Origin of the sequence: Rhodococcus sp. MSC1_016 (genome assembly GCF_023667485.2) — a bacterium.
GTDB lineage: Bacteria > Actinomycetota > Actinomycetes > Mycobacteriales > Mycobacteriaceae > Rhodococcus_F > Rhodococcus_F oxybenzonivorans.
On sequence record NZ_JAMOZI020000001.1, the window covers coordinates 91087 to 114548 of the forward strand.

Below are 23462 nucleotides of genomic sequence, written 5' to 3' on the forward strand. Positions count from 1 at the left end.
TCACACCGCTCCACACGGTCTTTCGGATTTCATCGAGCCCGTGGGCAATGCAAAAGCACGCCGCCGGACTCCGTGCAAGGCGAACTACGTTGACCGATGATGGTGAACCGGTGAAATGACGTTTGTCTCAACCCTACTGGCGAAATGACCCTTCCGATCCGATCGGTTCGGATGCCCATCGCCAGTCAGCTTCCGTGTAAATCTGCAAAGGAGCACCTGATGACGAATCCGCCCCAAGTGCCGCCCGCACGCCAGGCGACACCCACCGAGGACCGTCTTTCCTCGCACGACGGATCCCTGCTCCGCAAGGTCGCATTGTCAAGCCTCCTGGGAACAACCATTGAGTACTACGACTTTCTTCTCTACAGCACCATGGCTGCCCTCGTATTCGGGCAACTGTTCTTCCCGGCCTCGAATCCGGCTGTCGGTACAGTTGCCGCATTCGGAACCCTTGCCGCCGGTTACGCCGCGCGACCGCTCGGCGGTGTGATATTCGGGCACTTCGGTGACAAGCTCGGCCGAAAGTCGATGCTGGTAATCACCATGACCACTATGGGTATCGCCAGTGTGTTGATCGGAATGCTGCCCACATATGAGGGGATAGGAATCCTCGCGCCGATCCTGCTCATCGTCCTTCGCGTTATTCAAGGCATCGCGGTGGGTGGAGAATGGGGAGGTGCGGCGCTCATGGTCGTCGAACACGCGGATGCGGACCGCCGCGGGCGGTGGGCCGGGATCATGCAACTCGGAACACCGTTCGGCTTTCTTCTGTCGACGGCAGCGATCGCGGTCGTGACTCTCCTCCCGGAATCCGCGCTCTTGACCTGGGGATGGCGAATTCCCTTCCTGTTGAGCGCTATCCTGATGGTGATCGGACTCTACGTCCGACTCCACGTGGTCGAGAGTCCCATTTTCGTGGAGGCGTCAGCCAAACGAAAGGACCGGCGCAGTCCCGCCCTGGAGGTACTCCGCCGTCCGAAGCAACTCGTCTTGGCGGTAGCCGCCGGCCTGGCTCCGTTTGCCCTGACCTCGCTGACAAGTACGCATGTTGTGGCTTACGCATCCGGAATTGGCTATGCGGTCTCCGATGTCATGGGTGCGCTTCTCGCAGTGGTCGCCATATCGATCGTCTTCATACCACTGTTCTCGACCCTCTCAGACCGGCTTGGTCGACGTCGAGTCATGATCTCCGGGGCCATCGGAACGGTGTTGTTCGCGTTTCCGCTGTATGCGATGATCAACACGAAATCCATGTTGGTCATGGTAGGCGCTTTGATGTTTGCGCAACTCCTGCAGAATGCAATGTACGCGCCGCTGACGCCGCTGCTGTCCGAAATGTTTGCTACCCGTGTGCGCTACACAGGAGTTTCCATGGCGTACCAGACCGCAGCCCTTCTCGGTGCCGGATTCACTCCCCTGATCGCCAGCGGCCTGGTCGCGGCAACCGGGTCGAGTGTGCCGTTGAGCTTGATTGCCGCAATCACCGCTCTCGCCTCGATCGGAGCACTCGCACTCACTCCCGAGACCAATGGACGTGACCTGAATCAGAATCTCGTACCGTAGTTTCGAGATCATCAGACAGAAGTCCCCGCACGCGGTGGCCGGGAGATCGAGCCACACGCCCCACCGATGACCACTGAGTGGGAATTACGAATCGAAAAGACCGTGATCAACGGCTAGGTTGGGCGATGCATCCGGCCATCCACGCCGAGGTCCAGGAACACTCACACGCATACCCCGCTGCTCCCTCGGCCAGCGGCGCTGGGGGCAGGCGCGAAGAAGGGCGAACACGAATGAAGGTTCTTATCGTCGGCGGCACCGGAATGATCGGCGCCTACACCGCACTACATCTGCGTGAGCAGGGCAACGATGTGACCGTGGCAGCGCGAAACCCTCTCGGCGACGAGTCCCCGGTCCGAGACTTTCCGGTCCTGCTCGGTGACTACACCGAGCAGACCTTCACCGTCGAGCAGCTTTCCCCTTTCGATGCCATCGTCTTCGCTGCCGGCCAAGACGTGCGCCACATGAGCGGAGACGTTGACCAAGCGGCATTCTGGGAGAAGACGCAGATCTCCGGCATTCCCCGCTTCGCTGCGCTCGCCAAGCGCGCCGGTGTGCCGCGCTTCGTCCAGGTGGGCAGCTACTACCACCACCTGCGTCCAGACCTCGCCGACACCGTCCCCTATATCGCGGCTCGGCGTGCGGCCGACGAGGGTGCTCGGGTCCTCGCCGACGAGTCGTTCAACGTCTCCACTCTCAATCCACCATCGATCCTCGGTGCTATCTCTGGAGTCTCCGCGGGGCGGTATGGGCGGATGATCGCGTGGGCAGCCGGTGAGTTGCCCGATATCCCGGACTTCGCGCCGCCCGGGGGATCGAACTATATGTCGGCTGATTCTCTTGCACAGGCGATCTGGGGTGCACTTCAACACGCCGAACCGGGCAAGGCGTACCTCGTCGGCGACGAGAATCTGACCTTTCGCGAATACTTCCAGATGCTCGTCGACGCCGCGGGTGGTACACGCAGCATCGACGAACGGGACGAGGAGCACCCCCTGCTGCCCGACACGATGATCGTCCAGGGCCGGGGCAACCTAATGCACTACGAGCCTGACGCAACCGAGACCGCGCTGCTCGGTTACACACGAGCAGATTGCAGCCGTGCGATCGCGCAGATAGTGCACACCGCCCGTCGGGCTTCCGTATGAACCGCCCACAGCACAAGGGTCTCCCGCGCACCCGCTCGATGGCCATCCGATCTGCACGTCGACCAGCGGCGTAGCGGGACACCTTTTGTCGTCACCCGGATGGACGGCGGAATCGGTTGTCCTTCATCAGTTGTCGACAACGACCCGGAATTGCTGGAGTGAGGCATCGGTCGCGTCCGGAATGTTCATTCCCGCGTCCACACCGCTGCGCAGGTAGTCGACGACGGCCTGATCGAGCAGCTCTCCCGGCACCACTGCGGGAATACCCGGCGGGTACGGAGTGATTTGCTCGGCTGCGATTCGGCCGGCCGCCTCACCGGCGTCGACCATCTCGGCCTTACCGAAGAACGCATCCCGCGGCGACAGCACCGATTCGAGCTGCAGCTCCTCAGGGCTCGGCAACGAAATCGAGGGTGGGGGATCGAAAGAGGCAGCGGCCTGGGCGACTTGGTCGAGCGCGGTGACGAGTCGGTCGGCGGTGTCGTCATCGTCGGCCATCGACATGGTCGCCATGATCCGGCGATGATCGTGCATCCCGAGGTCGAGGTGGCAGTTCTCCCGCACCCAGTCGGTGCACTGGAACCCGGACACACCGAGTTCGCTGACGTCGATGAGGATCTGCAACCGGTCGAGGTCGTGCGACGCTTCCTCACCGAGCAGCCGGTCCTCGAGTACGGTCAGTCCGTCGATTCCGGCGATTCGTTCCCTGGTGCGGCCGGCGAGCGCAAGAGCACGGCCGAGTAGGTCCGCGCCGTGCTCGACCATCTGCCGCCGCCACCCGTCCATGGCCGAATACAGCATCACGTTCGGGCTCGTCGTCATCAGCAGGTCCGCGCACGCGGACAGATGAGTGCCGTCGACCAGGTCACCCTGCACGTGATACACCGAGCCTTGCTCAAAGCCCGCGCCCATCTTGTGGACGCTGACCACGCAGACGTCGGCACCGGCGTCCATCGCCCACGTCGGCAGGTCGTCGTGGAAAGGAAGATGGGCACCCCACGCCTCGTCGACAATGAGCGGCTTGCCCCGCTCGTGGCACACCTGCGCGATGGCACCGATGTCCGCACAGGTGCCGTAGGGGCTGGGACTCACGATCAGGGCACCTGCCGCGTCGGGATACTTCTCCCACATGGCCCGCACCTGGTCCGGCGATGGAGGATGAGAGAAGTGCATCTCCTCATCCCAACGTGGGGTGATCCACCGGGGCGTCACACCGCTGAACACCAACCCCGCCACGATCGATTTGTGGGAATCGCGTGAGACCAGCAATCCGCCGGGATCATTGCCCGCGACGGCCATCATCGCGGCCTTCACCGACAGCGAGCTGCCGCACGTCGAGAAAAAGGCCTGCTCGGCCCCAACCGCCTCCGCCATCAGCTGCTCGGCCTTGGACAGGTAGCCGTTACTCGACTTCCGGTCATCCAGACCGCCGGAAGCGAGCACGTCCGAACGGAACGGACCGACGCCGAGGACCTTCGTCACCCGATCGTCCGCGCCGCGTCCCTGACGATGCCCCGGTGGGGAGAACCCATATCGGTCGAGCCGATGATATTCCTCCAACGCATCCAACAACGGTGTCTGCGACTGATCCATACCGAGACGTGTACCCGCACCGTCAAGTCCTGAACAATGACGCGTCTGATGCTGCCGCCCACCCACCGGCCGACTGTCCGGCGTGCCTTGCGGGTTGTATTCGCACGGCAGCCGAGAATGACCGAGAGGAGGTCCGATGACGGTCATCGAATGTGCCGGAAACGGGCGGGCGCGCGGCCGCGCCCACGGCGAGCAGGCCCGCGACTCAGTACAGGCCGCTCTCGATCGGTGGCGAGAGGGTACGAGTGCTCGGAGTCGCCAGCACCTCGCGGCGACGGGGCTGCTTGCGACGGTGGAGGCCGCCGTTCCCGACCTGGCCGAGGAGATGCGCGGCATCGCGGAGGCGGCAGCGGTCCCGTTCGCGGAAATCCTTGCGTACAACTTCATGGACGAACAGTGGTGGGTGCACCGGGAACACATCGAACTCGGCTGCAGTGTCCTCGGAAAGGCCGACGCCAATGGCGTGTATCTCGCCCAGAACATGGACTTGCCCGACTTCATGGACGGATCCCAGATCGTTCTGCGCATCCGTCCGGACGTCGGGCCCGCGGCACTCGTGCTCAGTTCGGCGGGAATGATCGGATTGACCGGAGTCAACGACGCCGGCGTCGGCGTCTGCGTCAACGCCCTCGGCATGTTGCGCCACAACTCCGCCGGGCTGCCGGTGGCCGCTGCGATTCGGGGTGCACTTGCTCATTCATCTCGCGACCAAGCGGTCGACTTCCTGCACCGCATCTCACATGCGAGCGGTCAACACTACGCCGTGGGGGATGTGAACGGATTCCACGGTGTCGAGTGTTCGGCCGATGAGGTGGTGGTCAGTTGCCCCGCGGACTCACCGCTCTTGTTGCACACCAACCACCCGCTGGCGAACGACGACATCGATCCGGATGCCGAACGAGAACTGCAGAGAGAAGGACGGTTTACCGATTCCGTGGCTCGCCTCGACTTCCTCGAGGCGAACACCAACAGGGCCTGTGATCGCATCACCGCCGAGGTGCTTCTCGCCGACCGCACCGCACCCCTGTGCGTCACACCCCGGCAGGGAGGCCGGACCCAGACGTTCGGGGCCGTCTCCTTCGAACTCGGCACAACTCCGCCCACTGCACGCTTCTGCCTCGGCCTACCGGACGAGCAACCCTGGATCGAACCCGGATGGCACGCGCCACCTTCGCCCGACCATTCCGCATAGACCGCAGACACCACCGAGCGAAACGCCTCCCGGTCGTCAAGGCCTGCGGGCCTGCAAGCAATGACCGGCCGTGAGCAATTCTGTCGGGTGCGGCGTGTCGGTTAGGTCGTTCGACTTTCTGGTCCCAGAATTGCGGGCATGGCCGAGATTGTTGCTTCCCGCCGCCGAGGGCGGCCCAGCAAGGGAACCCGCGCTGTCGTCAAGGCGCTGGTGCCACCAGAGCTCAAAGAAGCAGCTGCCAGCGCCGCGAAGGCGCACGGCATGACTGCGAACGACTACATCGCGGGGCTGATCGCGGCCGACACCGGCCTGACCGAGCTCATGGCATCGATTCACGAGAAGCGTTCCGCCACAAACCAGTCCGTTGAACCCCGAAGATCAGGACCGTGACGGATCGCCGGTCCGGGCAGTGAGTGGCGACCGGTTGCTCGTAGCGATAGTCACAGAAAATCGTCCTCCGCCAGAGATGGTCTCAGGACTGAAAAAACTCAACGCGACACGTACGCCGTCACGGATGAGTACTTTTACGTCACAATATTTTCACGAAGGGACAGGCCCATGACCCGCACCATCGCAGTGGTCAACCATAAAGGCGGCTCCACCAAAACCACGAGCACGGTCAACCTTGCCCAAGCCCTCGTCGAAGCCGGCTACACCGTCCGCGTCGTCGACCTCGACCCACAGTGCAACGCAACCACCTGGCTCGGCGCCACGCCCGAAGCCGTCGACAACGATGTGCTGTCGGTACTCATGCTGGTGTCGAGCATCGAAGACGCCACCACCATCACCGCGTCCGGGATCCACCTCATTCCTGCCACCAAGGAACTCGATTCCGTCGGGCCCTACTTCCTCAAGAAGCCCGGTGCACACGGCATCCTGCGCAAAGCCCTCGCCGGTGCCCCCGACGTCGACTTCAACCTGATCGACTGCCCCGGAGACTTCGACCACCTGACCATCAGCGCACTCGTCGCCTGCACCGAAGTGCTCGCCGCTGTCATGACGGGGGCCATGGAACTCGAGGCGCTCATGCGGATCGAGAACTACATCACCCAGCAGGTCGAGCTGCTCAACCCCACTGCAAAGCTCAATCACATTCTGTGCGGCCGCGTCGAACTCGGACAGGTCATCGACCAGCAGGTCCTCGCCGCGCTCCGCGAGACCTATCCCGACCAGACGATGCGCACCATCATCCCGAAGTCCGTCCGTGTCAGCGAAAGTTACAGCGCCGAAGAACCCGTCGTCAGGTGGGCGCCGTCCTCGTCCGCAGCACGGGCCTACCGCGATGCCGCCCAAGAACTCGTCGAAAGGACCTCGTGATGAGCCCGACACGTAAGCCCGGACTCGCGAACAACCCCCTCGAACGCCGCCACCAGCCCCCGGCAGGCGCCCACCCGGAGGGGACGTACTCGAGAACTCGTCGCGTGGACGTGCTGACGAGCGTCGCACGGAAGCCCGGACTCGCCAGCAACCCCCTCGAACGCCGCAAACCACGACTGCCGAACCTCGTCGAGCAGGGAGTGGACGTCGCAGGACCCGCCAGCAATCCCTTCGAACGCCGCAAGCGACGACTGCCGAACCTCGTCGAACAGGGAGTGGGCGTCGCACAGGAAGCAGCCGCCTCCGCCGAACCGGTGGCCCTTGGGGAGGAAAAGAAGACTACAAAACGGGCCCCCGCAGACAAGAAGCAGGAATCGGTCTACATCAAGCGCGCCAAGGTCGAGGACGGCAAGAATGCTGTCGCCGCCATCGGCCACATCGCCGGCGCCCCCAACAGCTGGTCCAACCTCGTCGACGAAGCCCTCGCCCATTACCTCGCCGTTCTTGCACGCAAATACAACAACGGCGAACCCTTCCCGCCGCGCAACGCCGAACTCGTCCGGGGGTAGCCACATTTACCACGCCAGTGTGCAGAGTGGCGGGATGCGTTGCAGGGGTTCGCTTCTAGCGATGTGAGCCCTGAACGCGCTGAAAGGTGCAACCTAAGCACGCCGGGCGTCGCCATCGGGCGGGAGCGGCGGCGACAGCGTGCGGGGGAGTAGCACGGACGCGGCGAGCCCGACGCAGCCGACGGCCGCGAGGACAATCATGGCGAGGGCGTACGAACGCTCGGGAGTGGAGGTGATCCCGGCGACGAGAATGGTGCCGGCGATCGCGGCGCCGAGGGAGGACCCTAGATTGGATATGCTGCGCGAGAGCCCGGAGATCTCGCCCTGTAGCTGCTCGGCGAAACTCGATTGCACGACGTTGACCGACGGGGTCAGCATGACACCGAGACCCAGCCCGATCAGCAGCAGTCCCGGCGCGAACGCCCAGACGCTCGGGGTGCCGCTCACCAGCGCCAACAGGACGGCGATGCCGCCGGTCACGACGAGGAATCCGGCGAGGATCAGGGTGCGTTGCGCGCGGCGCTTCGCGAACCGTTCCGCAGCGAGGGAGGCGGCCAGCAGACCCGCCGTTTCCGCGGTGAAGATCACCCCCGTCTCGATCGCGTCGTAGCCGCGCACGACCTGAAGGTAAGCCGCGACCACGAACGAGACGCCGGTGAGCAGCAGCCACTGGGTGTTCTGGGTGATCAGGCCCAGGTTGGAAGTGCGGTTGTGGAACAAGGCGCTCGACAGCAGCGGTTCCGTGCCGGCGCGTTCCTTGGCGCGCACCGACCAGAAAAACCACACCAGCACGAGGGCACCTGCAAGTATCAGAATGATCGTCAGCCAGATGTTGTTGTCCGCGGCAAGGATTCCGGTCACAACAAGGATGAGGCCGACCGCGGAGAGTAGTGCCCCGCCGATATCGAACGGACGGCTGCGGTCCGGCGGCAGCGGATCGGTGATGTTGCGGGCCAGCAAAATGATCACCGCGATGACCAGGGCCTGGAACACGAACGCCGCCCGCCAGCTGATCGCCGACGTGATGAGCCCGCCGATCAGCGGCCCGGCAGCCGCACCGATGCCACCCATCGCACTGATTGCCCCGAATGCTCGGGCTCGAGAGGTGACTTCGGTGAAGAGCAGCGTGGTGAGGATGTATACCGGCGGAATCAGGAGCGCCGTGCCCACTCCTTCGAGAATGGAGTTGCCGAGAATGAGCACACCCAGCCCCGGGGCTGCGGCGCTCATGAGGGCACCGACACCGTAGATGAGCAAGCCGACGGTGAAACAACGCTTGCGCCCGTATTTGTCGGTCAGCTTTCCGCCGGGAATCATCAGTGCCGCCATTACCAGCAGGAAGATGGTGATCGCGACCTGCACACCTTGCACGCTGGTGTCGAGGTCTTCGCTGATGTCGTTGATCATCACGTTCATGTTGGAGCCGGCGAAGCTGCAGATGAACTGTGCCAGCGCCAGCGGGATCAGCACTCGGCGCAGGGTGGCGGAGCCGTGACCTGCCTGGTCTCGTGGCGCCATCTCACACCTGCTTCGGGTTGCAGCGGTGTCGAACAACCCGACGCACTCCACGAATCCGATACCAGTTCGTCCCGCGCGTGGGGATCTGCTGCTCGATAACCCTACCCGCACGGAACCTGCCATGGCCGGTGGTTGGCGGTGGTGCATTCCTATTGTGAAGTGCCACGCCAACCGGCCAGTTCGGAGGACAATGATTTCGCCGGAACACTTCACGCGTTGCCCGGGAAGGGGACGGTTATGTCCGAGAAATCTCTGGTAAAGCAAGGTGCGGCGCAAGGAACCGCGATGGGCGGGGCGGTCCTCCTCGTCACCGTCGGTGTCCTCGAAGTACTCCAGGGCCTGTCCGCGATCGCCAAGGACGAGGTGATCGTCACCGGAATCGACTACACCTATCAATTCGACCTCACCTCGTGGGGCTGGACGCACCTGGTGTTGGGGGCGATCGTCACCGCAGTCGGGATCGCCCTGTTCACCGGTGCCAGTTGGGCGCGAGTGGGTGCCATCGTGATCTGCGCCGTGTCGATCCTCGTCAACTTCCTTTGGCTGCCCTACTACCCCATGTGGGCGATCACCATCATCGCCCTCAACGCCGTGGTGATCTGGGCCGTGTCGGCCGGGCGCGGAGGCACCGTGCAGAACGGCCAGATCGCCAGATGACGTTCTTCGACGAGAGAACGGTGTGATCGATGAACGGAGGACCGAAGACCAGCAATCCCTCGGAGAAGGCAGCGGGCTCACAGCGCCTGCTCGGACTACTGCTGGCGATGGCGATGTTCGTGCTCGTGGTGGACACGTCGCTGATGAACGTGTCGATCTCCTCGGTGGTTCGCGACCTCGACGCCACCGTCAGCGGCGTTCAGGCGGCGATCGCGCTCGAGGCGCTGGTATCTGCGGCGTTCATCCTGATCGGCGGCAAAGTCGGCGATCTCATCGGACGCAAACGCGCTTACGTGCTTGGTCTGCTCGGCTACGCAGTGGGTGCGTCGGCAATGGCACTCGCGCAGAGTCTCACCGCGATCATCGTCTTTTGGGCAATACTCGGTGGAATCGGCGCATCGCTGCTGTTGCCCGCCATGCAGTCCCTGATCCACGGCAACTTCGAAGGGGCCGCCCAGAAGAAGGTGTACGCCCTCGTCGGGGCGGCCGCTGCGATTGCCGCGGCCGTCGGACCGCTCCTCGGCGGTTTCATCACCACCTATCTGTCGTGGCGCGTCGGTTTCCTGCTCGAAGTCGTCATCATCGCCGTTGTGCTTTCCGGCGTCCGGCTCGTCCGGGACGTTCGGTACACCGGACCTCGGGTCATCGACCTGGTGGGAGCGGCGCTCTCCGTTCTGGGCATGGGCGGCGTCGTGCTGGGCATCCTGGTGTGGCAGGAGGGCGGCGAAGCCGTGGGTGCACTCCTGGCGCTCGGTGCAATTGCGATGGCCGGGTTGGCGTACTGGCTCGTCCGGCGTAAACGTGCTGGTAAGCCGACGCTGCTGGACCCTGATCTCTTCCGCTCCAAAATATTCCGCCTGGGTATCACCGGGCAGATGCTCCAGCAGATCGCCCTCGGTGGCACGATGATCGCGCTGCCGATCTACCTACAGATGGTGCTCGAGTACAACGCGATGCAGGCGGGATTGTCCCTCGCACCCCTCTCCCTCAGCATGTTCGCAGTGGCGTTGCTCGCCGGCAAGAAGGCGGGCGATCGGCGCCCGAGCAGCATCATCCGGTGGGGATTCGTGCTTCTGACGGTGGGGATCGCAGCACTGATTCCACTGGTGCCGCGTGCCGAGTTCGGTTGGGGCCTGGTAATTCCCTTGATGATCGCCGGGTCCGGGTTGGGATTACTGGTGTCTCAACTCAACAATTACACACTCGCCCCGATCGAGGAGGAGCGAATCAGCGAAGCCGCCAGCGTCAATTCCGCGGCGGGATCGTTCGGGCTCTCGTTCGGACTGGCGTTCGCGGGCGCCATCATGCTGGCAACGCTGTCCCTCACGTTCACTGCGATGGCGCAGTCGAGCGCCGTGCTCCCGCCGGCAGAACAGCAACAGGTGGCGCAGGTGCTCGAGGACGACGCCGAGGTCATGAGCAACACCCGGCTGGAACAGTTGCTCGTCGGCCAACCCCCCGAAATCCAGGAGGAGATCATCCGCATCAACACCGATGCGCGACCGCTTGCCCTGCAATTCGCCCTACTCATCCCCATCCTCGCGGGCCTGATCGGGGTGTTCAACTCGTTCCGCATGAGGCGTATCCCAGACCCCGCACCGCAGAGCTCCGACGAACGCCCAGAGGATGATTGACGGTGCCCTCGGGATGGGACGTACATCGTTGTCAATGTGCTCGTCGCCGGGCGCCGATCTCGTCAACTTCCCCTGGTTGCCCTACGACCCGCGATATTCTGAAAGCCTGGCGCACAGTCGTCCGCTCTTGTGCGTGCATCCAAGAGGGGAGATCAGATGATCGCTCTTCTCACGCTGTGATGTGTTCTGCAACAAATCTTTTCGGTGACGAATGAGGACGACGGTGGAATAGGGGATCGGTCATGCGTATCGAGAATTACGGGCTCATCGGAGATTTGCAGACCGCGGCGCTGGTCGGCGACAACGGCACCATCGACTGGCTCTGCCTGCCCCGCTTCGACTCCGCGTCGTGTTTCGCCGCTCTGGTCGGCGACGAGCGGCACGGCCTGTGGAGCCTTGCACCGAGCGGTGAGACACGAGTCAGTGCCCGCCGTTACCGTGCCGGCACGCTGGTGCTCGAATCGGACTTCGAGACTGCCGATGGCATGGTGCGCATCATCGACTTCATGCCGCGCCGCGGCGACGGCCCACCGCGGGTGATGCGGATCGTGCAGGGTGTGCGTGGCAGGGTGCCGATGCGGATGGAACTGGTGCTTCGTCCCGACTACGGATCCATCTCCCCGTGGGTGGAACCGGCTCCGGACGGAATGCGCGCTACCGCTGGACCGGACACCTTCCACCTCAGCACGCCGGTGCCGCTGCACATCGGCGAGGGCACCGTCGGGGCCGAGTTCGTGGTCACCGAGGGAGGCCGGGCACGTTTCACCCTGTGCTGGCACTCCTCGTTCGAACCGGCACCGATGATCGAGGACGCCGACTCGGCGCTGGCGCGCACCGAAGCGTGGTGGCGGGAGTGGAGTGGGCGTTGCACCTACTCGGGCCCCTACCGCGACGAGGTACTCGCCTCACTGATCGCACTGAAGGCGATGACGTCGGAAAATACCGGCGGAATGGTCGCCGCGCCCACGACCTCCCTGCCCGAGGACATCGGGGGTGTGCGGAACTGGGACTACCGCTATTGCTGGCTGCGCGACTCCGCGCTCGCCCTCGAGGCGCTGCTTGCTGCCGGATACACCGACGAGGCGCTCGCCTTCCGTGGTTTCCTCTCCCGCGTCGGCACCGGCGACCCGAAAAAGATCCAGATCATGTATGGAATCAGCGGGGAGCGGCGCCTGACCGAATTCGACCTCGACGGCTTCCCCGGCTACGAAGGCTCCACACCGGTCCGGGTCGGAAACGCCGCATCCGAACAGTTTCAGCTCGACGTCTACGGCGAGGTCGTCGCCATGCTGTATGCGGGTACGCAGATTCTCGGAACAATCGACCCGCAGTGGTGGCCGCGCTGGCGCACCGTGGTCGAGTACATCGAAACGATTTGGCGCGAACCCGACGACGGCATCTGGGAGACCCGCGGGCCACGCCGACACTTCACCCATTCCAAGGTCATGGCCTGGGTGGTGTTCGACCGGGCCGTGCGCCTCGCCGAGGAGTTCACACTCGATGCTCCCGTCGAACGTTGGGCGCAGGTGCGCGACGAGATCCATCGCGAGGTGTGCGAACACGGTTTCGACGCCAAGCGCAACACCTTCACCCAGTACTACGGGTCCGAGGAACTCGACGCCAGCGTGCTTACCATTCCCCTCGTCGGGTTTCTGCCCGGTACCGACTCCCGTGTGAGCGGAACGATCGACGCGATCACCCAGGAACTCGGCCGCGACGGGTTCGTCTCGCGATATTCGACTGCACAGACCGACGATGGACTACCCGGTGACGAAGGACAGTTCCTCGCCTGCTCGTTCTGGTTGGTCACCGCGCTGGCCCTCAACAAGCGCACCGACCAGGCGCGAGCATTGTTCGAGCGGCTCACCGCACTGTCCAACGACTTGGGTCTGCTGGCCGAGGAGTACGACGTCCGCCTGCAAAGACAGGTCGGCAACTTCCCGCAGGCGTTCAGCCATCTGACCCTCATCGGCGCGGCGTATGCCATCGCCGGCGCTGAAGCCGACGCGTGACGGGAGATCTTGTCGAGCTTGACCGGTGTGGCCGGTTCACTCGTCGGCCAGTTCACCGGGGTGGTCGGCTCTGTTGTGGAATGCTGTCACGGCGGACTCGACAGTGGGATAGAAATGAGTCGAATCGAACCGGTCACCGACGCCGAACCGGATCAGTTGGTCCTTGATCGGACCTTTCATTTCCGCGAAAGCCAGCCGGATCCCTTTGCTTTCCAGATAGGTGTCGAGGTCGACGAGTTCGTCGACGGCGGTGGTGTCGAGTCCGGTGATGGGTTCGGCGGCGACGATCACCCATTCGACCGGGGTAGGTGCTGTCGCCACGACCGAGCGCACGTATTCGTCGAAGATCTCGCCGTTCGCGAAGAAGAGGGGGGCGTCGAACCGCACGAGCACGAGTCCGGGGATGCGCTGCCCATCTGGGTGGCGTTCGATGTCGTGGAAGCCAGGACGGTCCGAGGTTCGGACGAGTTCGGTGCGGTACGGCTGCCAGGCCTGCGCGACGACCGCGACGAAGGACAGTCCGATCGCGACGAGGATTCCCTGCAGGACTCCCACCAGGGCGACCCCGAGGAATGCGGCGACGGCGAGTCCGAACTCGACAGAGCTCATACGCCACATCCGGACCATACCCTTCACGTCTACCAGTGCAGTGGCGGCGACGATCACCACGGCCCCGAGAGTCGCGTCGGGGAGGTAGGTGGTGACCCCGGGGGCGACGAGAACGAAGACCAGCACGGCGAGCGCGCCGACGACGCACGCCAATTGGGTGCGGGCACCGCTCTGTTCCGCCACCGGGGTCCGTGATCCGCTGGCGGAGATAGGGAATCCGCCGAACAGTCCGCCGGCAATGTTGGCCACGCCGACCGCCTTCATTTCCGTGCTGCCGTTGACGTCGTCACCGCGCCGCGCGGCGAACGTGCGGGAGAGCACCCCGGTATCGGCGAACGCGATCAAAGCGATACCGGCCGCCGGGCCGACGAGCTGTCCCACGTCTCCCCAGTCGACACCGCCGAACGAGGGCAGTGGCAGGCCCGCGGGCAGGGCGCCGACCATTCCGATGTCGTCGGTGAGTCCGAGCGCGGCGGACAGGATGATCGCCCCGATCACGGCCACGAGAACACCCGGGATGCGGGGCAGCCAGATGCGGAACCCGATGATGACGGCGAGGGAACTGATGCCCATCGCGGCGGCGACGGGGTCGATCTCTCCCCGGATCACGGACTGTCCGATCTCCCCGATCTCTCTGATGAGACCGGACGCGTCGACAGAGAACCCGAGGAGCTTGGGAAGTTGGCCGACCACGACGATGAGTGCGATCGCGTTCAGGTAGCCGAGCCTGATGGGCTTGGATAGTAATTCGGTGACGAAGCCGAGATGCAGGAATCCGCCGACGAGGAGGATCACCCCGACGAGGACGCCGAGGATTCCGGCGAGCGCGAGCGCGCTTTCCGGATCATCGGCCACAGCGAGGGGCAACACCGCCGCGGCGATGAGCGGTGCCAGGGACGAGTCCGGACCGAGGACGAGGATTTTCGATGGTCCCACCACCGCATAGGCGAGGAGCGGAATGATGGTGGCGTAGAGGCCGGCGTAGGCGGGTAACCCGGCGGCCTCCGCGTACCCCATCCCGGCGGGGATCAGCAGGGCGGTGAGGACGAGTCCGGCGGTGATGTCGGGGCGCAGCCACTCGCGACGATAGGCCAGGGCCGTCGCGATCCCCGGTAGCTGCGAGAGGCTTCCTGCCCGGGTCATGACGCGAAATCGGCGTGCGAGTTGCGGAACGACGGCTGCGACTCGCCGTGCAGCGGACAGAGAAGCCGGCGATACTTCGTGTCCTTCATCGGTGAAAGGGTCTCGCCGGCGTCCGGCCGGGGCAGGTCGACCCCGTACCCCTCGTGTTTCGAGTTATAACCCACGGTGACTCCCCGGCCCGCCGAATGGTCAGACCCGGTCCGGCTTCCAGGTCGAGACCGCCCAAATCACGACGATGTCGAGGGCGATGATGAGTACCGACCACCAGGGGTAATAGGGCAGCCAAAGGAAATTGGCGAGAATCGAGATCGCTGCAATCACGATCGCCGTCACCCGCGCCCATCCCGCACCGGTGACCAACGCGAGACCTACCGCTGCAACGAGCGCACCGAGCACGATGTGAATCCAGCCCCACGTGGTCAGGTCGAACTTGTAGACATAGTCCACCCCCGCCACGAACACTTCGTTCTCGGCGACCGCGGCAATTCCCTGACAAAATTGGATGATGCCTACGGTCACCATGATGATCGCAGCCCCCACCGAAGTGCCTGCCGCGATGCCCTGCTTGACCGACCTTGTCTCGGACATGACCGTCCCCTTCCTTCACCGAACCAGGCGGCCCGGTACGATAATTGTCCGCCGTTCCGACCCGCTGTGGTCGTAAACCTTCAATCTGGGCAGACGGGTCGAAAATACTCGAGCGACGGACTATTCGGGGTTCGGCGGTCTCGTCCGCGGACAGTCAGTAATCAAGGCGATGCCACCGACGTAGATTCGGTGTTTTGTGGAGTGGCTGTGCGGGCGGGCCGGATGAGCAGTTCGAGTGCCGCGAGCGCCAGCAGGGCGCCGAGAACAATCCACAACACGACCAGTCCGGTGGGGTAACGCCAGAACGTCAGTAGTAGGGCGGCCATACCGATAATCGCGCACCGTAGGGGAACCCGAAGCTGATGTGCCCATCGTTCGATCTCGTTCGGTGGCCGGCCTTTGCCGGATCGGCGGGCGAAGTCAAGTGCCTGCCCGTAGCCGCGGCGCACGGTGCCGGCGGACGACGAGCCGCCGGTGAGGTAGGCGCCGATGGCGATCACCAGACCGAGGACTGCGACGGCTCGCAGACTCGTGCGCAGAGGTACCAGGACGGTGTCGATGACGGCTGTGGCCGCGTCGGGCGACAGAATGTCGGGTGGGACGCTGTCGAGGTAAATCGCGCGGCCGATGAGAATCGCGATTGCGAGGATGAGCATCCCCACTGCGATCGACAGCCCGACGAGGGCGAGGGCGCGGAGCCGGCGGCCGGTGGGGGCGACGGCGACCGCGGCGGCGGCACATGCGATTCCCAGCCACGGCAGGATTGCCGACGCCTTGTCGAGCGCGGCGACGGCCCGTTGCGCCTTCACCAGCTCCGGTGACTGGAACAGAACGAACTGCTTGTCGACGGACGGAATCTTGTCCGCGAACGCAAAGCCTCTCTCGATCAGTGCCGCCTTCACCCTGTCGATGACGGTGCCGAGGGAGATACTGACGGTGCCGCTCTGGTCGACTTCGACGGAGCTGAGGCCGTAATTCCCCGTCATCACCGCGACGAGTGTGTTGTGGGCGGACCGGTTCGCCTGGATCCAGAGGTCTTCGAATTGCTGGGACTGCACGAGTGAACTGACGGTGTCGTGGACGAAGTTCTTTGCCTGACTGGTGAGCACGGGTGCGAGGCCGACGACGGCCTTGTCGAGGCGGGGGGCATTCGTGGCGAGAATCGAGACGTCGGTCAGTGCGGTCAGGGCATCTTCGGTCAGTCCCTCGACGTCGACTCGGGTGAAAATTTCGTCGGTGATCTGGTTGCTGATCTCGGCCTGGACAGCCGGATCGTCGCCCAGAGGTGCCACGGTGCTGACGTAGCGGTCGGTGTCGAGGATCTGGCTGCGAGTGAAACGTGCGGTGACCGACGCGATTGCGAGAACGGCCACCAACACCAGCAAAATCGCCACGCCCGTCCAGCGCAGCCCGTGCCGGGGTGGCCGCGGAACCGCTCGAGTGGGAACGTCGGTGGCAGTGCCGGTGGTGTGTCCGCGCAGCGCCGCGACTTCCTCGCGTAGGCGGAGGAGTTCGGCGCGTTCATCGGTGTCGAGTGAGTTGCTGGCGGGAGTACCGGTGCCGTCGGTCATCGCCGCTCAGATCTCGTCGGGGTTCCAGGTTGCGACGGCCCAGATCACGACGGCGTTCAGGGCGATGATCGTGATTGCCCACAGTGGGTAGTAGGGCAGCCACAGGAAGTTCACGAAGATCGAGAGGGCACACAGCATCATGGCACCGACTCGCGCCCATGTCGCCCCGGTGAAGAGAACCGCGCCGACGGCCGCCACGATCACGCCGAATACGAGGTGGAACCATCCCCAGGTAGTGACGTCGAACTGATAGGTGTATTCGATGCCGACGACGATGACATCGTCCTTGGCGATCGCGGAGATTCCCTGCAGGACCTCGAGCACCCCGACCGTGACGAGCAGGACCGCCCCGCCCATCGATGTTCCCTTAGCCACACCCTGCTTGACCAACGAGTCCTCGGACATCATCGTTCCCTTCCCGGGCGACGTGTGAAGTGGTCTTCGTGACCTTCAGTGTCCTCCGATCTCCAAGACGGTGGCTGCTTTTTCGCGGACCCACTCCGATCGGGCACGCGCGGCCGGAATCATCCGGCTCGAGACCGATTGCACCCGAAATGCTGACGTCAGGACAGAATGCGCGAGATCATGAAGGCGGAGGCATGCCATGGCACAGCGAGACACTTTTCCCGATGCGGGACACGTCGGCGTCGTCGATCAGCCGACGCGGGCGGATCGCCTCGAACACGGCGAAATGGTTCGGCGCCGAATTCCGTTCGGTGTAATGGCCGAACATGTTCCGGCTCCCGACCGGGATCCGCTCGGACTGCTCGAATCTCAGGCAGCGGACCGGGTTCCGGATCTGGTACCCATCCGTTATGGGCGAATGGTCCAGTCACCGTTCGCGTTCTACCGCGGGGCCGCACTGGTGATGGCCGACGACCTCTCGCGAGCCCAGTCCACCGGCCTGCATACCCAGTTGTGCGGGGACGCGCACCTGAGCAATTTCGGACTATTCGCCACACCCGAGCGCGCACTCGCGTTCGATGTCAACGACTTCGATGAAACCTATCCCGGCCCGTTCGAATGGGACGTCAAGAGACTGGTCGCCAGTCTCGCCGTCGCCGGACGCAGCAACGCATTCAGCCGTAGACAACGCAAACGAATCGTCCTCGCCTGCGCCGCGGAATACCGCGAGACCATGTCGTCCCAGGCAGAGCGCGGTGAATTGGAAGTCTGGTACTCCCACATCGACGTGGCCGCCCAGGTGGATGAGCTCCGCGACGTCCTGGATTCCTCGACTCGCAAACGCGTCCGTAAGGCGATCGACAAGTCCCGCGGCCGCGACAGCGTGCAGGCACTGTCGAGGCTGACGACCGTGGTAGACGGGCAGCCGCGAATCGTGAGCACACCGCCGCTGATCGTGCCGATCGAAGAAATCTTCACCGGGTCCCAAGCCGAAGACATCGAACGGGAGCTGAACCGACGACTGCGCGATTACCGTGACACCCTGCCGGCTGCCCGCCGGGTACTGCTCGATCGATACGAGTACGTCCAAACGGCACGGAAGGTGGTTGGGGTGGGCAGTGTCGGCACCCGCGCCTGGATCATCCTGCTGCGCGGCCCGGGCGGTGACCCGCTATTCCTGCAGGCCAAGGAGGCGCAGCCGTCGGTTCTCGAGAAGTACGTCCCCGGGCCGTCATTCGCGAATCACGGCGAGCGCGTCGTCACCGGGCAGCAGCTGATGCAAGCGGCGAGTGACATCTTCCTTGGCTGGCAGCAGGGACCCGATGCCGCGGGTGTGACGCGGGACTTCTATGTACGCCAATTGCGTGACGGCAAGGGGTCAGCGGTCGTGGAAACCATGAAACCCGACCTCATGTCGATGTACGGCAGATTGTGTGCCAGGGTGCTCGCGTATGCGCACGCACGCGCCGGCGACCGGTTCGCCATCGCCGGGTACCTCGGTTCGGGCGAGGACTTCGACAAGGCGCTGGCGGCCTTCGCCGAGACCTACGCCGACCAGAATGAACACGACCATGCCGCGCTGCGGAAAGCGATCGACGACGGTCGTATTTCCGCACAATCGGGGACCTGATGGCGATCGACGACAGCTCGGCGGTACCCGTCGCCGCCCACACCACGACCGGTTCCCGACGGTGGTGGGCGCGGGCGGCGTTCGCGCTCGCGATCCTCGCCGCTGTGGTGCCGCTGGTGTTCGCCGGTCTTCTCAGCACAGTCGGCCTCCTCCTCGTCGGAGTCGGTGGAGTCGTCGTCACCGTCGCCGCCCTGTACTGGTTTCTCGCCAGTCGCGCTGTCGTGCGCTGGGTGTCACTGCCCATCGCCGTGCTGACGCCGATCGTGGTGTTGATCCTCTTCATCCGCGCCGATCTGCTGGCCGTCGTCGTCGCCTCCGTTGTACTGGCGTTTCTCTCGGTGCTCTACGCCCGCGCTGCCCTGCGCGGAAGGCCGTCGGACACCGCCGTCCGAGAGGTGACTGCCCCGCCGGTGCGGCATCCGGTGCTGATCATGAACCCGCACTCCGGTGGAGGCAAGGTCGCGAAATTCGACCTGCAACGCAAGGCCGAGGAACTGGGCGCCGAGGTGGTCCTGCTCGAAGGCCCAGGTGCCTTCGACGTCACCGACGAGGCCCGCCAGGCCGTCGAGCGCGGAGCCGACCTACTCGGCGTGGCCGGCGGAGACGGGACGCAGGCCCTCGTCGCGGCGGTCGCGGCAGAGAACGATCTGCCGTTCCTGGTTATCAGCGCCGGGACACGCAACCACTTCGCGATGGACCTCGGGCTCGACCGCACCGACCCGAGTCGGTGCCTCGACGCCCTGCGCGACGGAGTCGAGGTCACCGTCGACCTCGGCCGTATAAACGGCCGCCCGTTCGTCAACAATGCCTCCTTCGGGGTGTACGCCGAGGTGGTCCGCAGCCCGGCGTACCGCGACGACAAGGCCGGCACCGTGCTGCAGATGCTTCCGGACCTGCTCGCCGGACGAGCGGGCGCCCCGCTTGTGACCCAGATCGGGGACATTACGGTGCGGAACCCGCAAGCAGTGCTGGTGAGCAACAATCCGTACGGCACCAGTGATCTCGCCGGCCTCAACCGGCGAGACCGACTCGACCGCGGCGTCCTCGGCGCCGTGACCGTCTCGGTCGCGAGCGCCCGCCAGGCCATCGGCCTGCTACGCCGCGCCAACGTGCGTGGATTGACGCAACACACGACCACCGAGGTGATCGTCGATTCCGACACACCCCAGACTCCGGTCGGCGTCGACGGCGAATCACTGCTCCTGCCCACCCCTGTGCGTTGCACGATCGAGGCCGGCGCGCTTCGGGTTCGGGTGCCCCGCGACCGCCCGGGAGTGCGCCCAGCCGCACCCACCGTCGACTGGGTACGGCTTCGCGAACTGGCATGGCATCGGCAAGCCAGCTGAGATCTATCGAACACTAGCTGGGGTCGATCGAGCGACTGGCTTTGAAATGCGCGAATTCGGGGATCGCGTCCCCGGTGTGCGGCGCACACTGGGAAAGGATTCACAGTATCCGAGCCGGAGAGGTGACCGTCGTGACCGACAAGTCGACCGACAGGCAGAAGATCGCAGCCGACGCGATGATTGGTGCCGCGATCTTGCTGGTGACCATCGGCGTCTTGCATATCGCTCAGGGGATCGCCGCGATAGGCAACGACGCCGTCGTGACGGCCGGCACCGAGTACACCTACGAGTTCGACCTGACCGTGTGGGGTTGGATCCATATCGTGCTCGGGTTGCTGATCGCGCTGGTCGGCGGCGCCCTGTTCCGCGGTGGATTATGGGCGCGAACTTTGACGGTCACTATCGCGGCAGCATCGATCGTGGTCAACTTCTTGTGGCTGCCCCACTACCCGGCGTGGGCGATCCTCGTCATCGCACTCGACACGGTCATGATCTGGGCGGTCATGACCGCGATTCCCAACTCCGACTGGCACTGATATGGGCCAGTTGGCCTCTCGGCCACGAAAGTCTGCTGTCCTTGCCGAAAATCGACCCGATCGACCATGCGCGATGCAATGATGAGGCATGCGCCGCCATCGCTGGCCGGCTCTCGCGCCACCCGCAGATCGGGGCCTTCCCGTAGAGGCCCCGATGCCGATCGCCGCCGAGAGAGATTTGACCTTGGAGCTGTCCGCGGTCACCGCTTTCCCGTCTGGGTTGCTGCTGCAACTGGCGATGAAGGTCACCGGGATTCGTGCCGACTTCGCCCGATACGAAACCCGCCCCCTGACCGACCCCCACGACTGGTCGGCGAGGTGGTCCTATCTGACCGTGCTGGTCCATACCGACGAACTCTGCGGTCCTGCCGACCCACTTCACTCGAGCGAGCCATCGACCGGCGAGTCCGGGCCTTACCGGACGACGCCGTGGTACTGGATCGGCACCTACCCTCGCACCGGGTCGCTGACTGTCACCACCAGCTGGACCGAGATCGGACTCCACCCGGCCTCGATCGTCGTCGCTCTCGGACCCAGCCCGTTCCCCACCGCGTCCGAATCCGGTGCGGGCAGATAACCGGCGGAGTCGAGGTTACCGAGGCCGACCCGCATGCACACTGAAGCAGAATGAGGCGAAGTGATATTGAAATGAGTCCCCGCAGGCCCGACACAGCGGGACAATTCTTCTCATGGGCGACAATGAAAGACAAAATATAGACGTCGTCCGAATACGGCTGATTCAGCGGTTCCCGAACCTCGAGCCGGGGGTGGTGGAGGATCTGATCGAGGCGACTCTCCACCGGTTCGACGACTGCCGCATCCGGGACTTCGTTCCCCTACTGGTCGAGCGGGCCGCCATGCGCACACTCGATGCCACGTACAGCAGCGCACCGATGCTTGCGGCGGAACCCGTGCTCGCAACCGAAGAGCCAGTTACACGATCGGTGACGAGCAGCGGGAAAGTGTGGGGTGTGTTCGTACGGCGCTCACCACGCCTGTCGTAAGCGGTGACGAAGAATTTACGAGGGTCGCCCGGTTCGTTGGGAATTGGAATCTCGCCGCGAACGCACCACGCGGCGGCAGATAATTGTGGTTCCGGTACATCGTAGCTCGGGAAGGGTCAGCCATGTCCGATCGTAGTTTTGGAGTCAATCCAGCGAGTTCTGAGTATCCATCCGGCAAACAGGGTTTCGCGGCAGGTACGTCGATGGCGGCCGCCGTCATCATGGTTACCGTCGGCATCATCCAGTTCTTCCAGGGGATCGCGGCGGTCGCCGAAGACGAGGTATTCGTCAGCGGCATCAACTATGTCTATAAATTCGACCTCACCACCTGGGGATGGATCCACATCATCCTCGGCGTCATCGTCGCGATCGTCGGCCTCGCTCTCTTCACAGGCGCCGGGTGGGCCCGAGTGTCGGCCATCATCGTCGCGGCCGTCTCGATATTGGCGAACTTTCTGTGGTTGCCCTATTACCCGGGTTGGTCACTGTTGATTATCGCTCTCGACGTCGTCATCATCTGGGCTGTTTCGACGTGGAGTCCGGAGAGGGAGATAAGAGACGCGAACCTCAGCGATACCGGCACTGCCACTCGGTGATTCGACCCGATAATTACACGCCCTGGATTCCCGGCTCACCGAGTTCATCTCCAGGGTGCAACTCCACCGCCACCACGCCCTCCCGGACAGCGTGGCGGACGAACTCGGCGCCCGGACCGAAGAACAGCCGGGGGCGGACGGCGTCGAGGCCGATGGGCCACAGTGTGCCGTAGTGGATGGGCACAGCCAGTCCTGCCTGCACCAGGCGCGCGACGACCGCGGCTCGTGGTGGATCGAGGTGACCCTTGCCGAGTGTCGGGCCCCAGCCCCCGACGGGTAGCAAGGCGAGATCTACCGGGCCGACATGGTCGGCGAGGTTCGGGTACAGGTCGGTGTCGCCGGCGAAGTAGGTTCGCCGGTCTCCTTCGACGACATACCCGATCGCCGGCGCGAGCTGCGGGCCGCGGCGCCAGCGCCGGCCGTCGTGTCGGGCGGGCACGGCACGCACCGTTACTTTGCCTATCTCTATCTGTTCGCCGGGCCGCAGCGGTAGCAGGCGATCGGCGAACTCGCGCAACGCGGGCAGGCCGTCGACCGCTCGCCACGGCACCACGATCGGTACGTCCGGATCGAGCAGCCGCAGCGACGGCAGGTGGGTGTGGTCGGCGTGCAGGTGTGAGAGCAGGACGGCATCCGGGTGGCGCACATGCTCACCGCTCGGGGTGGGGCCGGTGCGGCGGCGCAGGTGGGCTACGCGGTCGGTCAGCACCGGATCGGTCAGGATGACCGTCCCGCGGTCCACGATCAGTGCGCTGGCATGTCCGAGCCAGCGGAGACGGAATGCCTCGTCATCCTGCCCCGCCGTTGCGCTCATACCCCTTACGATTCCAGATG

General features: G+C 64.4%; 22 protein-coding genes and 1 pseudogene. 15 read left to right on the top strand and 8 right to left on the bottom strand.

The window, feature by feature from the left end; all coding sequences use genetic code 11:
• The first annotated feature begins 219 nt into the window (after nucleotides 1-219).
• Together L1080_RS00410 and L1080_RS00415 are read left to right on the top strand one after the other, a co-directional pair.
• Entirely contained in the window at nucleotides 220-1563 is a 1344-nt protein-coding gene (locus L1080_RS00410; RefSeq protein ID WP_250772371.1) for an MFS transporter, read from the top strand.
• 230 nt (nucleotides 1564-1793) lie between these two features.
• The gene (locus tag L1080_RS00415; protein WP_250772369.1) at nucleotides 1794-2708 is read left to right on the top strand and encodes an NAD-dependent epimerase/dehydratase family protein; all 915 of its coding nucleotides are present in this window, start codon (nucleotides 1794-1796) and stop codon (nucleotides 2706-2708) included.
• A 126-nt stretch (nucleotides 2709-2834) separates the two neighbouring features.
• Here L1080_RS00415 and L1080_RS00420 read toward each other — a convergent pair whose 3' ends face one another.
• The gene (locus tag L1080_RS00420) at nucleotides 2835-4301 is read right to left on the bottom strand and encodes an aminotransferase class I/II-fold pyridoxal phosphate-dependent enzyme (RefSeq protein WP_250772366.1); all 1467 of its coding nucleotides are present in this window, start codon (nucleotides 4299-4301) and stop codon (nucleotides 2835-2837) included.
• A gap of 136 nt (nucleotides 4302-4437) precedes the next feature.
• Between L1080_RS00420 and L1080_RS00425 the strand changes: the two genes are divergently transcribed.
• From L1080_RS00425 to L1080_RS00440, 4 genes are all read left to right on the top strand, one after another.
• Nucleotides 4438-5493, top strand: a complete 1056-nt coding sequence (locus L1080_RS00425; protein WP_250772364.1) for a C45 family autoproteolytic acyltransferase/hydolase — start codon at nucleotides 4438-4440, stop codon at nucleotides 5491-5493.
• Nucleotides 5494-5631: 138 nt separating this feature from the next.
• Nucleotides 5632-5883: a hypothetical protein gene (locus L1080_RS00430; protein WP_250772362.1), complete on the top strand. Its 252-nt coding sequence runs from the start codon at nucleotides 5632-5634 to the stop codon at nucleotides 5881-5883.
• Between the two features lie 168 nt (nucleotides 5884-6051).
• On the top strand, nucleotides 6052-6810 hold the full coding sequence (locus L1080_RS00435) for a ParA family protein (RefSeq protein WP_109333157.1): 759 nt from the start codon (nucleotides 6052-6054) through the stop codon (nucleotides 6808-6810).
• Complete coding sequence (locus L1080_RS00440; protein WP_250772360.1) at nucleotides 6810-7379, top strand: hypothetical protein; 570 nt, start codon at nucleotides 6810-6812, stop codon at nucleotides 7377-7379. The genes L1080_RS00435 and L1080_RS00440 overlap by 1 nt, the downstream gene beginning before the upstream one ends.
• A 93-nt stretch (nucleotides 7380-7472) precedes the next feature.
• Here the strand turns inward: L1080_RS00440 and L1080_RS00445 are convergent, their stop codons facing one another.
• On the bottom strand, nucleotides 7473-8897 hold the full coding sequence (locus L1080_RS00445) for an MFS transporter (protein WP_250772358.1): 1425 nt from the start codon (nucleotides 8895-8897) through the stop codon (nucleotides 7473-7475).
• Nucleotides 8898-9134: 237 nt separating this feature from the next.
• Here L1080_RS00445 and L1080_RS00450 point away from each other — a divergent pair, with 237 nt between their 5' ends.
• From L1080_RS00450 to L1080_RS00460, 3 genes and pseudogenes are all read left to right on the top strand, one after another.
• Nucleotides 9135-9554, top strand: coding sequence for a DUF7144 family membrane protein (locus L1080_RS00450; RefSeq protein WP_250772356.1), 420 nt, complete (start codon nucleotides 9135-9137; stop codon nucleotides 9552-9554).
• Between the two features lie 29 nt (nucleotides 9555-9583).
• Nucleotides 9584-11188, top strand: a complete 1605-nt coding sequence (locus L1080_RS00455) for an MFS transporter (protein WP_250772354.1) — start codon at nucleotides 9584-9586, stop codon at nucleotides 11186-11188.
• Nucleotides 11189-11418: 230 nt separating this feature from the next.
• A pseudogene (locus L1080_RS00460) lies at nucleotides 11419-13200 on the top strand (glycoside hydrolase family 15 protein); the annotation flags it as partial.
• Nucleotides 13201-13236: 36 nt separating this feature from the next.
• Here L1080_RS00460 and L1080_RS00465 read toward each other — a convergent pair.
• The 5 genes from L1080_RS00465 to L1080_RS00485 all read right to left on the bottom strand — a co-directional run bounded on the left by L1080_RS00465 (nucleotide 13237) and on the right by L1080_RS00485 (nucleotide 17516).
• On the bottom strand, nucleotides 13237-14952 hold the full coding sequence (locus L1080_RS00465; RefSeq protein WP_250772330.1) for a SulP family inorganic anion transporter: 1716 nt from the start codon (nucleotides 14950-14952) through the stop codon (nucleotides 13237-13239).
• Nucleotides 14949-15116 carry a hypothetical protein gene (locus L1080_RS00470; RefSeq protein ID WP_250772327.1) on the bottom strand — a complete coding sequence of 56 codons (168 nt, stop codon included), beginning with the start codon at nucleotides 15114-15116 and terminating at the stop codon, nucleotides 14949-14951. The genes L1080_RS00465 and L1080_RS00470 overlap by 4 nt, the downstream gene beginning before the upstream one ends.
• A gap of 25 nt (nucleotides 15117-15141) precedes the next feature.
• The gene (locus L1080_RS00475; RefSeq protein WP_250772325.1) at nucleotides 15142-15540 is read right to left on the bottom strand and encodes a DUF7144 family membrane protein; all 399 of its coding nucleotides are present in this window, start codon (nucleotides 15538-15540) and stop codon (nucleotides 15142-15144) included.
• 161 nt (nucleotides 15541-15701) lie between these two features.
• Nucleotides 15702-17111, bottom strand: a complete 1410-nt coding sequence (locus tag L1080_RS00480) for a hypothetical protein (protein WP_250772323.1) — start codon at nucleotides 17109-17111, stop codon at nucleotides 15702-15704.
• Nucleotides 17112-17117: 6 nt separating this feature from the next.
• Complete coding sequence (locus L1080_RS00485; protein ID WP_250772321.1) at nucleotides 17118-17516, bottom strand: DUF7144 family membrane protein; 399 nt, start codon at nucleotides 17514-17516, stop codon at nucleotides 17118-17120.
• A gap of 199 nt (nucleotides 17517-17715) precedes the next feature.
• Here L1080_RS00485 and L1080_RS00490 point away from each other — a divergent pair, with 199 nt between their 5' ends.
• The 6 genes from L1080_RS00490 (at nucleotide 17716) to L1080_RS00515 (ending at nucleotide 22628) form a co-directional block, all read left to right on the top strand.
• Nucleotides 17716-19146 (top strand): DUF2252 domain-containing protein, encoded by a 1431-nt coding sequence (locus L1080_RS00490; protein WP_250772319.1) that lies wholly within the window; start codon nucleotides 17716-17718, stop codon nucleotides 19144-19146.
• Nucleotides 19146-20492: a diacylglycerol/lipid kinase family protein gene (locus tag L1080_RS00495; RefSeq protein WP_250772317.1), complete on the top strand. Its 1347-nt coding sequence runs from the start codon at nucleotides 19146-19148 to the stop codon at nucleotides 20490-20492. Before L1080_RS00490 ends, L1080_RS00495 begins: the two co-directional genes overlap by 1 nt.
• A gap of 131 nt (nucleotides 20493-20623) precedes the next feature.
• Nucleotides 20624-21028, top strand: a complete 405-nt coding sequence (locus tag L1080_RS00500) for a DUF7144 family membrane protein (protein ID WP_250772315.1) — start codon at nucleotides 20624-20626, stop codon at nucleotides 21026-21028.
• An 88-nt stretch (nucleotides 21029-21116) separates the two neighbouring features.
• Nucleotides 21117-21605 (top strand): hypothetical protein, encoded by a 489-nt coding sequence (locus L1080_RS00505; RefSeq protein ID WP_250772313.1) that lies wholly within the window; start codon nucleotides 21117-21119, stop codon nucleotides 21603-21605.
• 112 nt (nucleotides 21606-21717) lie between these two features.
• Nucleotides 21718-22032 carry a three-helix bundle dimerization domain-containing protein gene (locus tag L1080_RS00510; RefSeq protein WP_250772312.1) on the top strand — a complete coding sequence of 105 codons (315 nt, stop codon included), beginning with the start codon at nucleotides 21718-21720 and terminating at the stop codon, nucleotides 22030-22032.
• A gap of 122 nt (nucleotides 22033-22154) precedes the next feature.
• Nucleotides 22155-22628: a DUF4383 domain-containing protein gene (locus tag L1080_RS00515; protein WP_250772309.1), complete on the top strand. Its 474-nt coding sequence runs from the start codon at nucleotides 22155-22157 to the stop codon at nucleotides 22626-22628.
• 13 nt (nucleotides 22629-22641) lie between these two features.
• Here L1080_RS00515 and L1080_RS00520 read toward each other — a convergent pair whose 3' ends face one another.
• Nucleotides 22642-23442, bottom strand: a complete 801-nt coding sequence (locus L1080_RS00520; protein WP_250772307.1) for an MBL fold metallo-hydrolase — start codon at nucleotides 23440-23442, stop codon at nucleotides 22642-22644.
• Nucleotides 23443-23462 lie beyond the last annotated feature (20 nt).

Coding starts and splice junctions, on each gene's coding strand:
- L1080_RS00410 (WP_250772371.1), top strand. CDS start 220: ATGACGAATCCGCCCCAAGTGCCGCCCGCACGCCAGGCGACACCCACC.
- L1080_RS00415 (WP_250772369.1), top strand. CDS start 1,794: ATGAAGGTTCTTATCGTCGGCGGCACCGGAATGATCGGCGCCTACACC.
- L1080_RS00420 (WP_250772366.1), bottom strand. CDS start 4,301: ATGGATCAGTCGCAGACACCGTTGTTGGATGCGTTGGAGGAATATCAT.
- L1080_RS00425 (WP_250772364.1), top strand. CDS start 4,438: ATGACGGTCATCGAATGTGCCGGAAACGGGCGGGCGCGCGGCCGCGCC.
- L1080_RS00430 (WP_250772362.1), top strand. CDS start 5,632: ATGGCCGAGATTGTTGCTTCCCGCCGCCGAGGGCGGCCCAGCAAGGGA.
- L1080_RS00435 (WP_109333157.1), top strand. CDS start 6,052: ATGACCCGCACCATCGCAGTGGTCAACCATAAAGGCGGCTCCACCAAA.
- L1080_RS00440 (WP_250772360.1), top strand. CDS start 6,810: ATGAGCCCGACACGTAAGCCCGGACTCGCGAACAACCCCCTCGAACGC.
- L1080_RS00445 (WP_250772358.1), bottom strand. CDS start 8,897: ATGGCGCCACGAGACCAGGCAGGTCACGGCTCCGCCACCCTGCGCCGA.
- L1080_RS00450 (WP_250772356.1), top strand. CDS start 9,135: ATGTCCGAGAAATCTCTGGTAAAGCAAGGTGCGGCGCAAGGAACCGCG.
- L1080_RS00455 (WP_250772354.1), top strand. CDS start 9,584: ATGAACGGAGGACCGAAGACCAGCAATCCCTCGGAGAAGGCAGCGGGC.
- L1080_RS00465 (WP_250772330.1), bottom strand. CDS start 14,952: ATGACCCGGGCAGGAAGCCTCTCGCAGCTACCGGGGATCGCGACGGCC.
- L1080_RS00475 (WP_250772325.1), bottom strand. CDS start 15,540: ATGTCCGAGACAAGGTCGGTCAAGCAGGGCATCGCGGCAGGCACTTCG.
- L1080_RS00480 (WP_250772323.1), bottom strand. CDS start 17,111: ATGACCGACGGCACCGGTACTCCCGCCAGCAACTCACTCGACACCGAT.
- L1080_RS00485 (WP_250772321.1), bottom strand. CDS start 17,516: ATGTCCGAGGACTCGTTGGTCAAGCAGGGTGTGGCTAAGGGAACATCG.
- L1080_RS00490 (WP_250772319.1), top strand. CDS start 17,716: ATGGCACAGCGAGACACTTTTCCCGATGCGGGACACGTCGGCGTCGTC.
- L1080_RS00495 (WP_250772317.1), top strand. CDS start 19,146: ATGGCGATCGACGACAGCTCGGCGGTACCCGTCGCCGCCCACACCACG.
- L1080_RS00505 (WP_250772313.1), top strand. CDS start 21,117: ATGCGCCGCCATCGCTGGCCGGCTCTCGCGCCACCCGCAGATCGGGGC.
- L1080_RS00510 (WP_250772312.1), top strand. CDS start 21,718: ATGGGCGACAATGAAAGACAAAATATAGACGTCGTCCGAATACGGCTG.
- L1080_RS00515 (WP_250772309.1), top strand. CDS start 22,155: ATGTCCGATCGTAGTTTTGGAGTCAATCCAGCGAGTTCTGAGTATCCA.
- L1080_RS00520 (WP_250772307.1), bottom strand. CDS start 23,442: ATGAGCGCAACGGCGGGGCAGGATGACGAGGCATTCCGTCTCCGCTGG.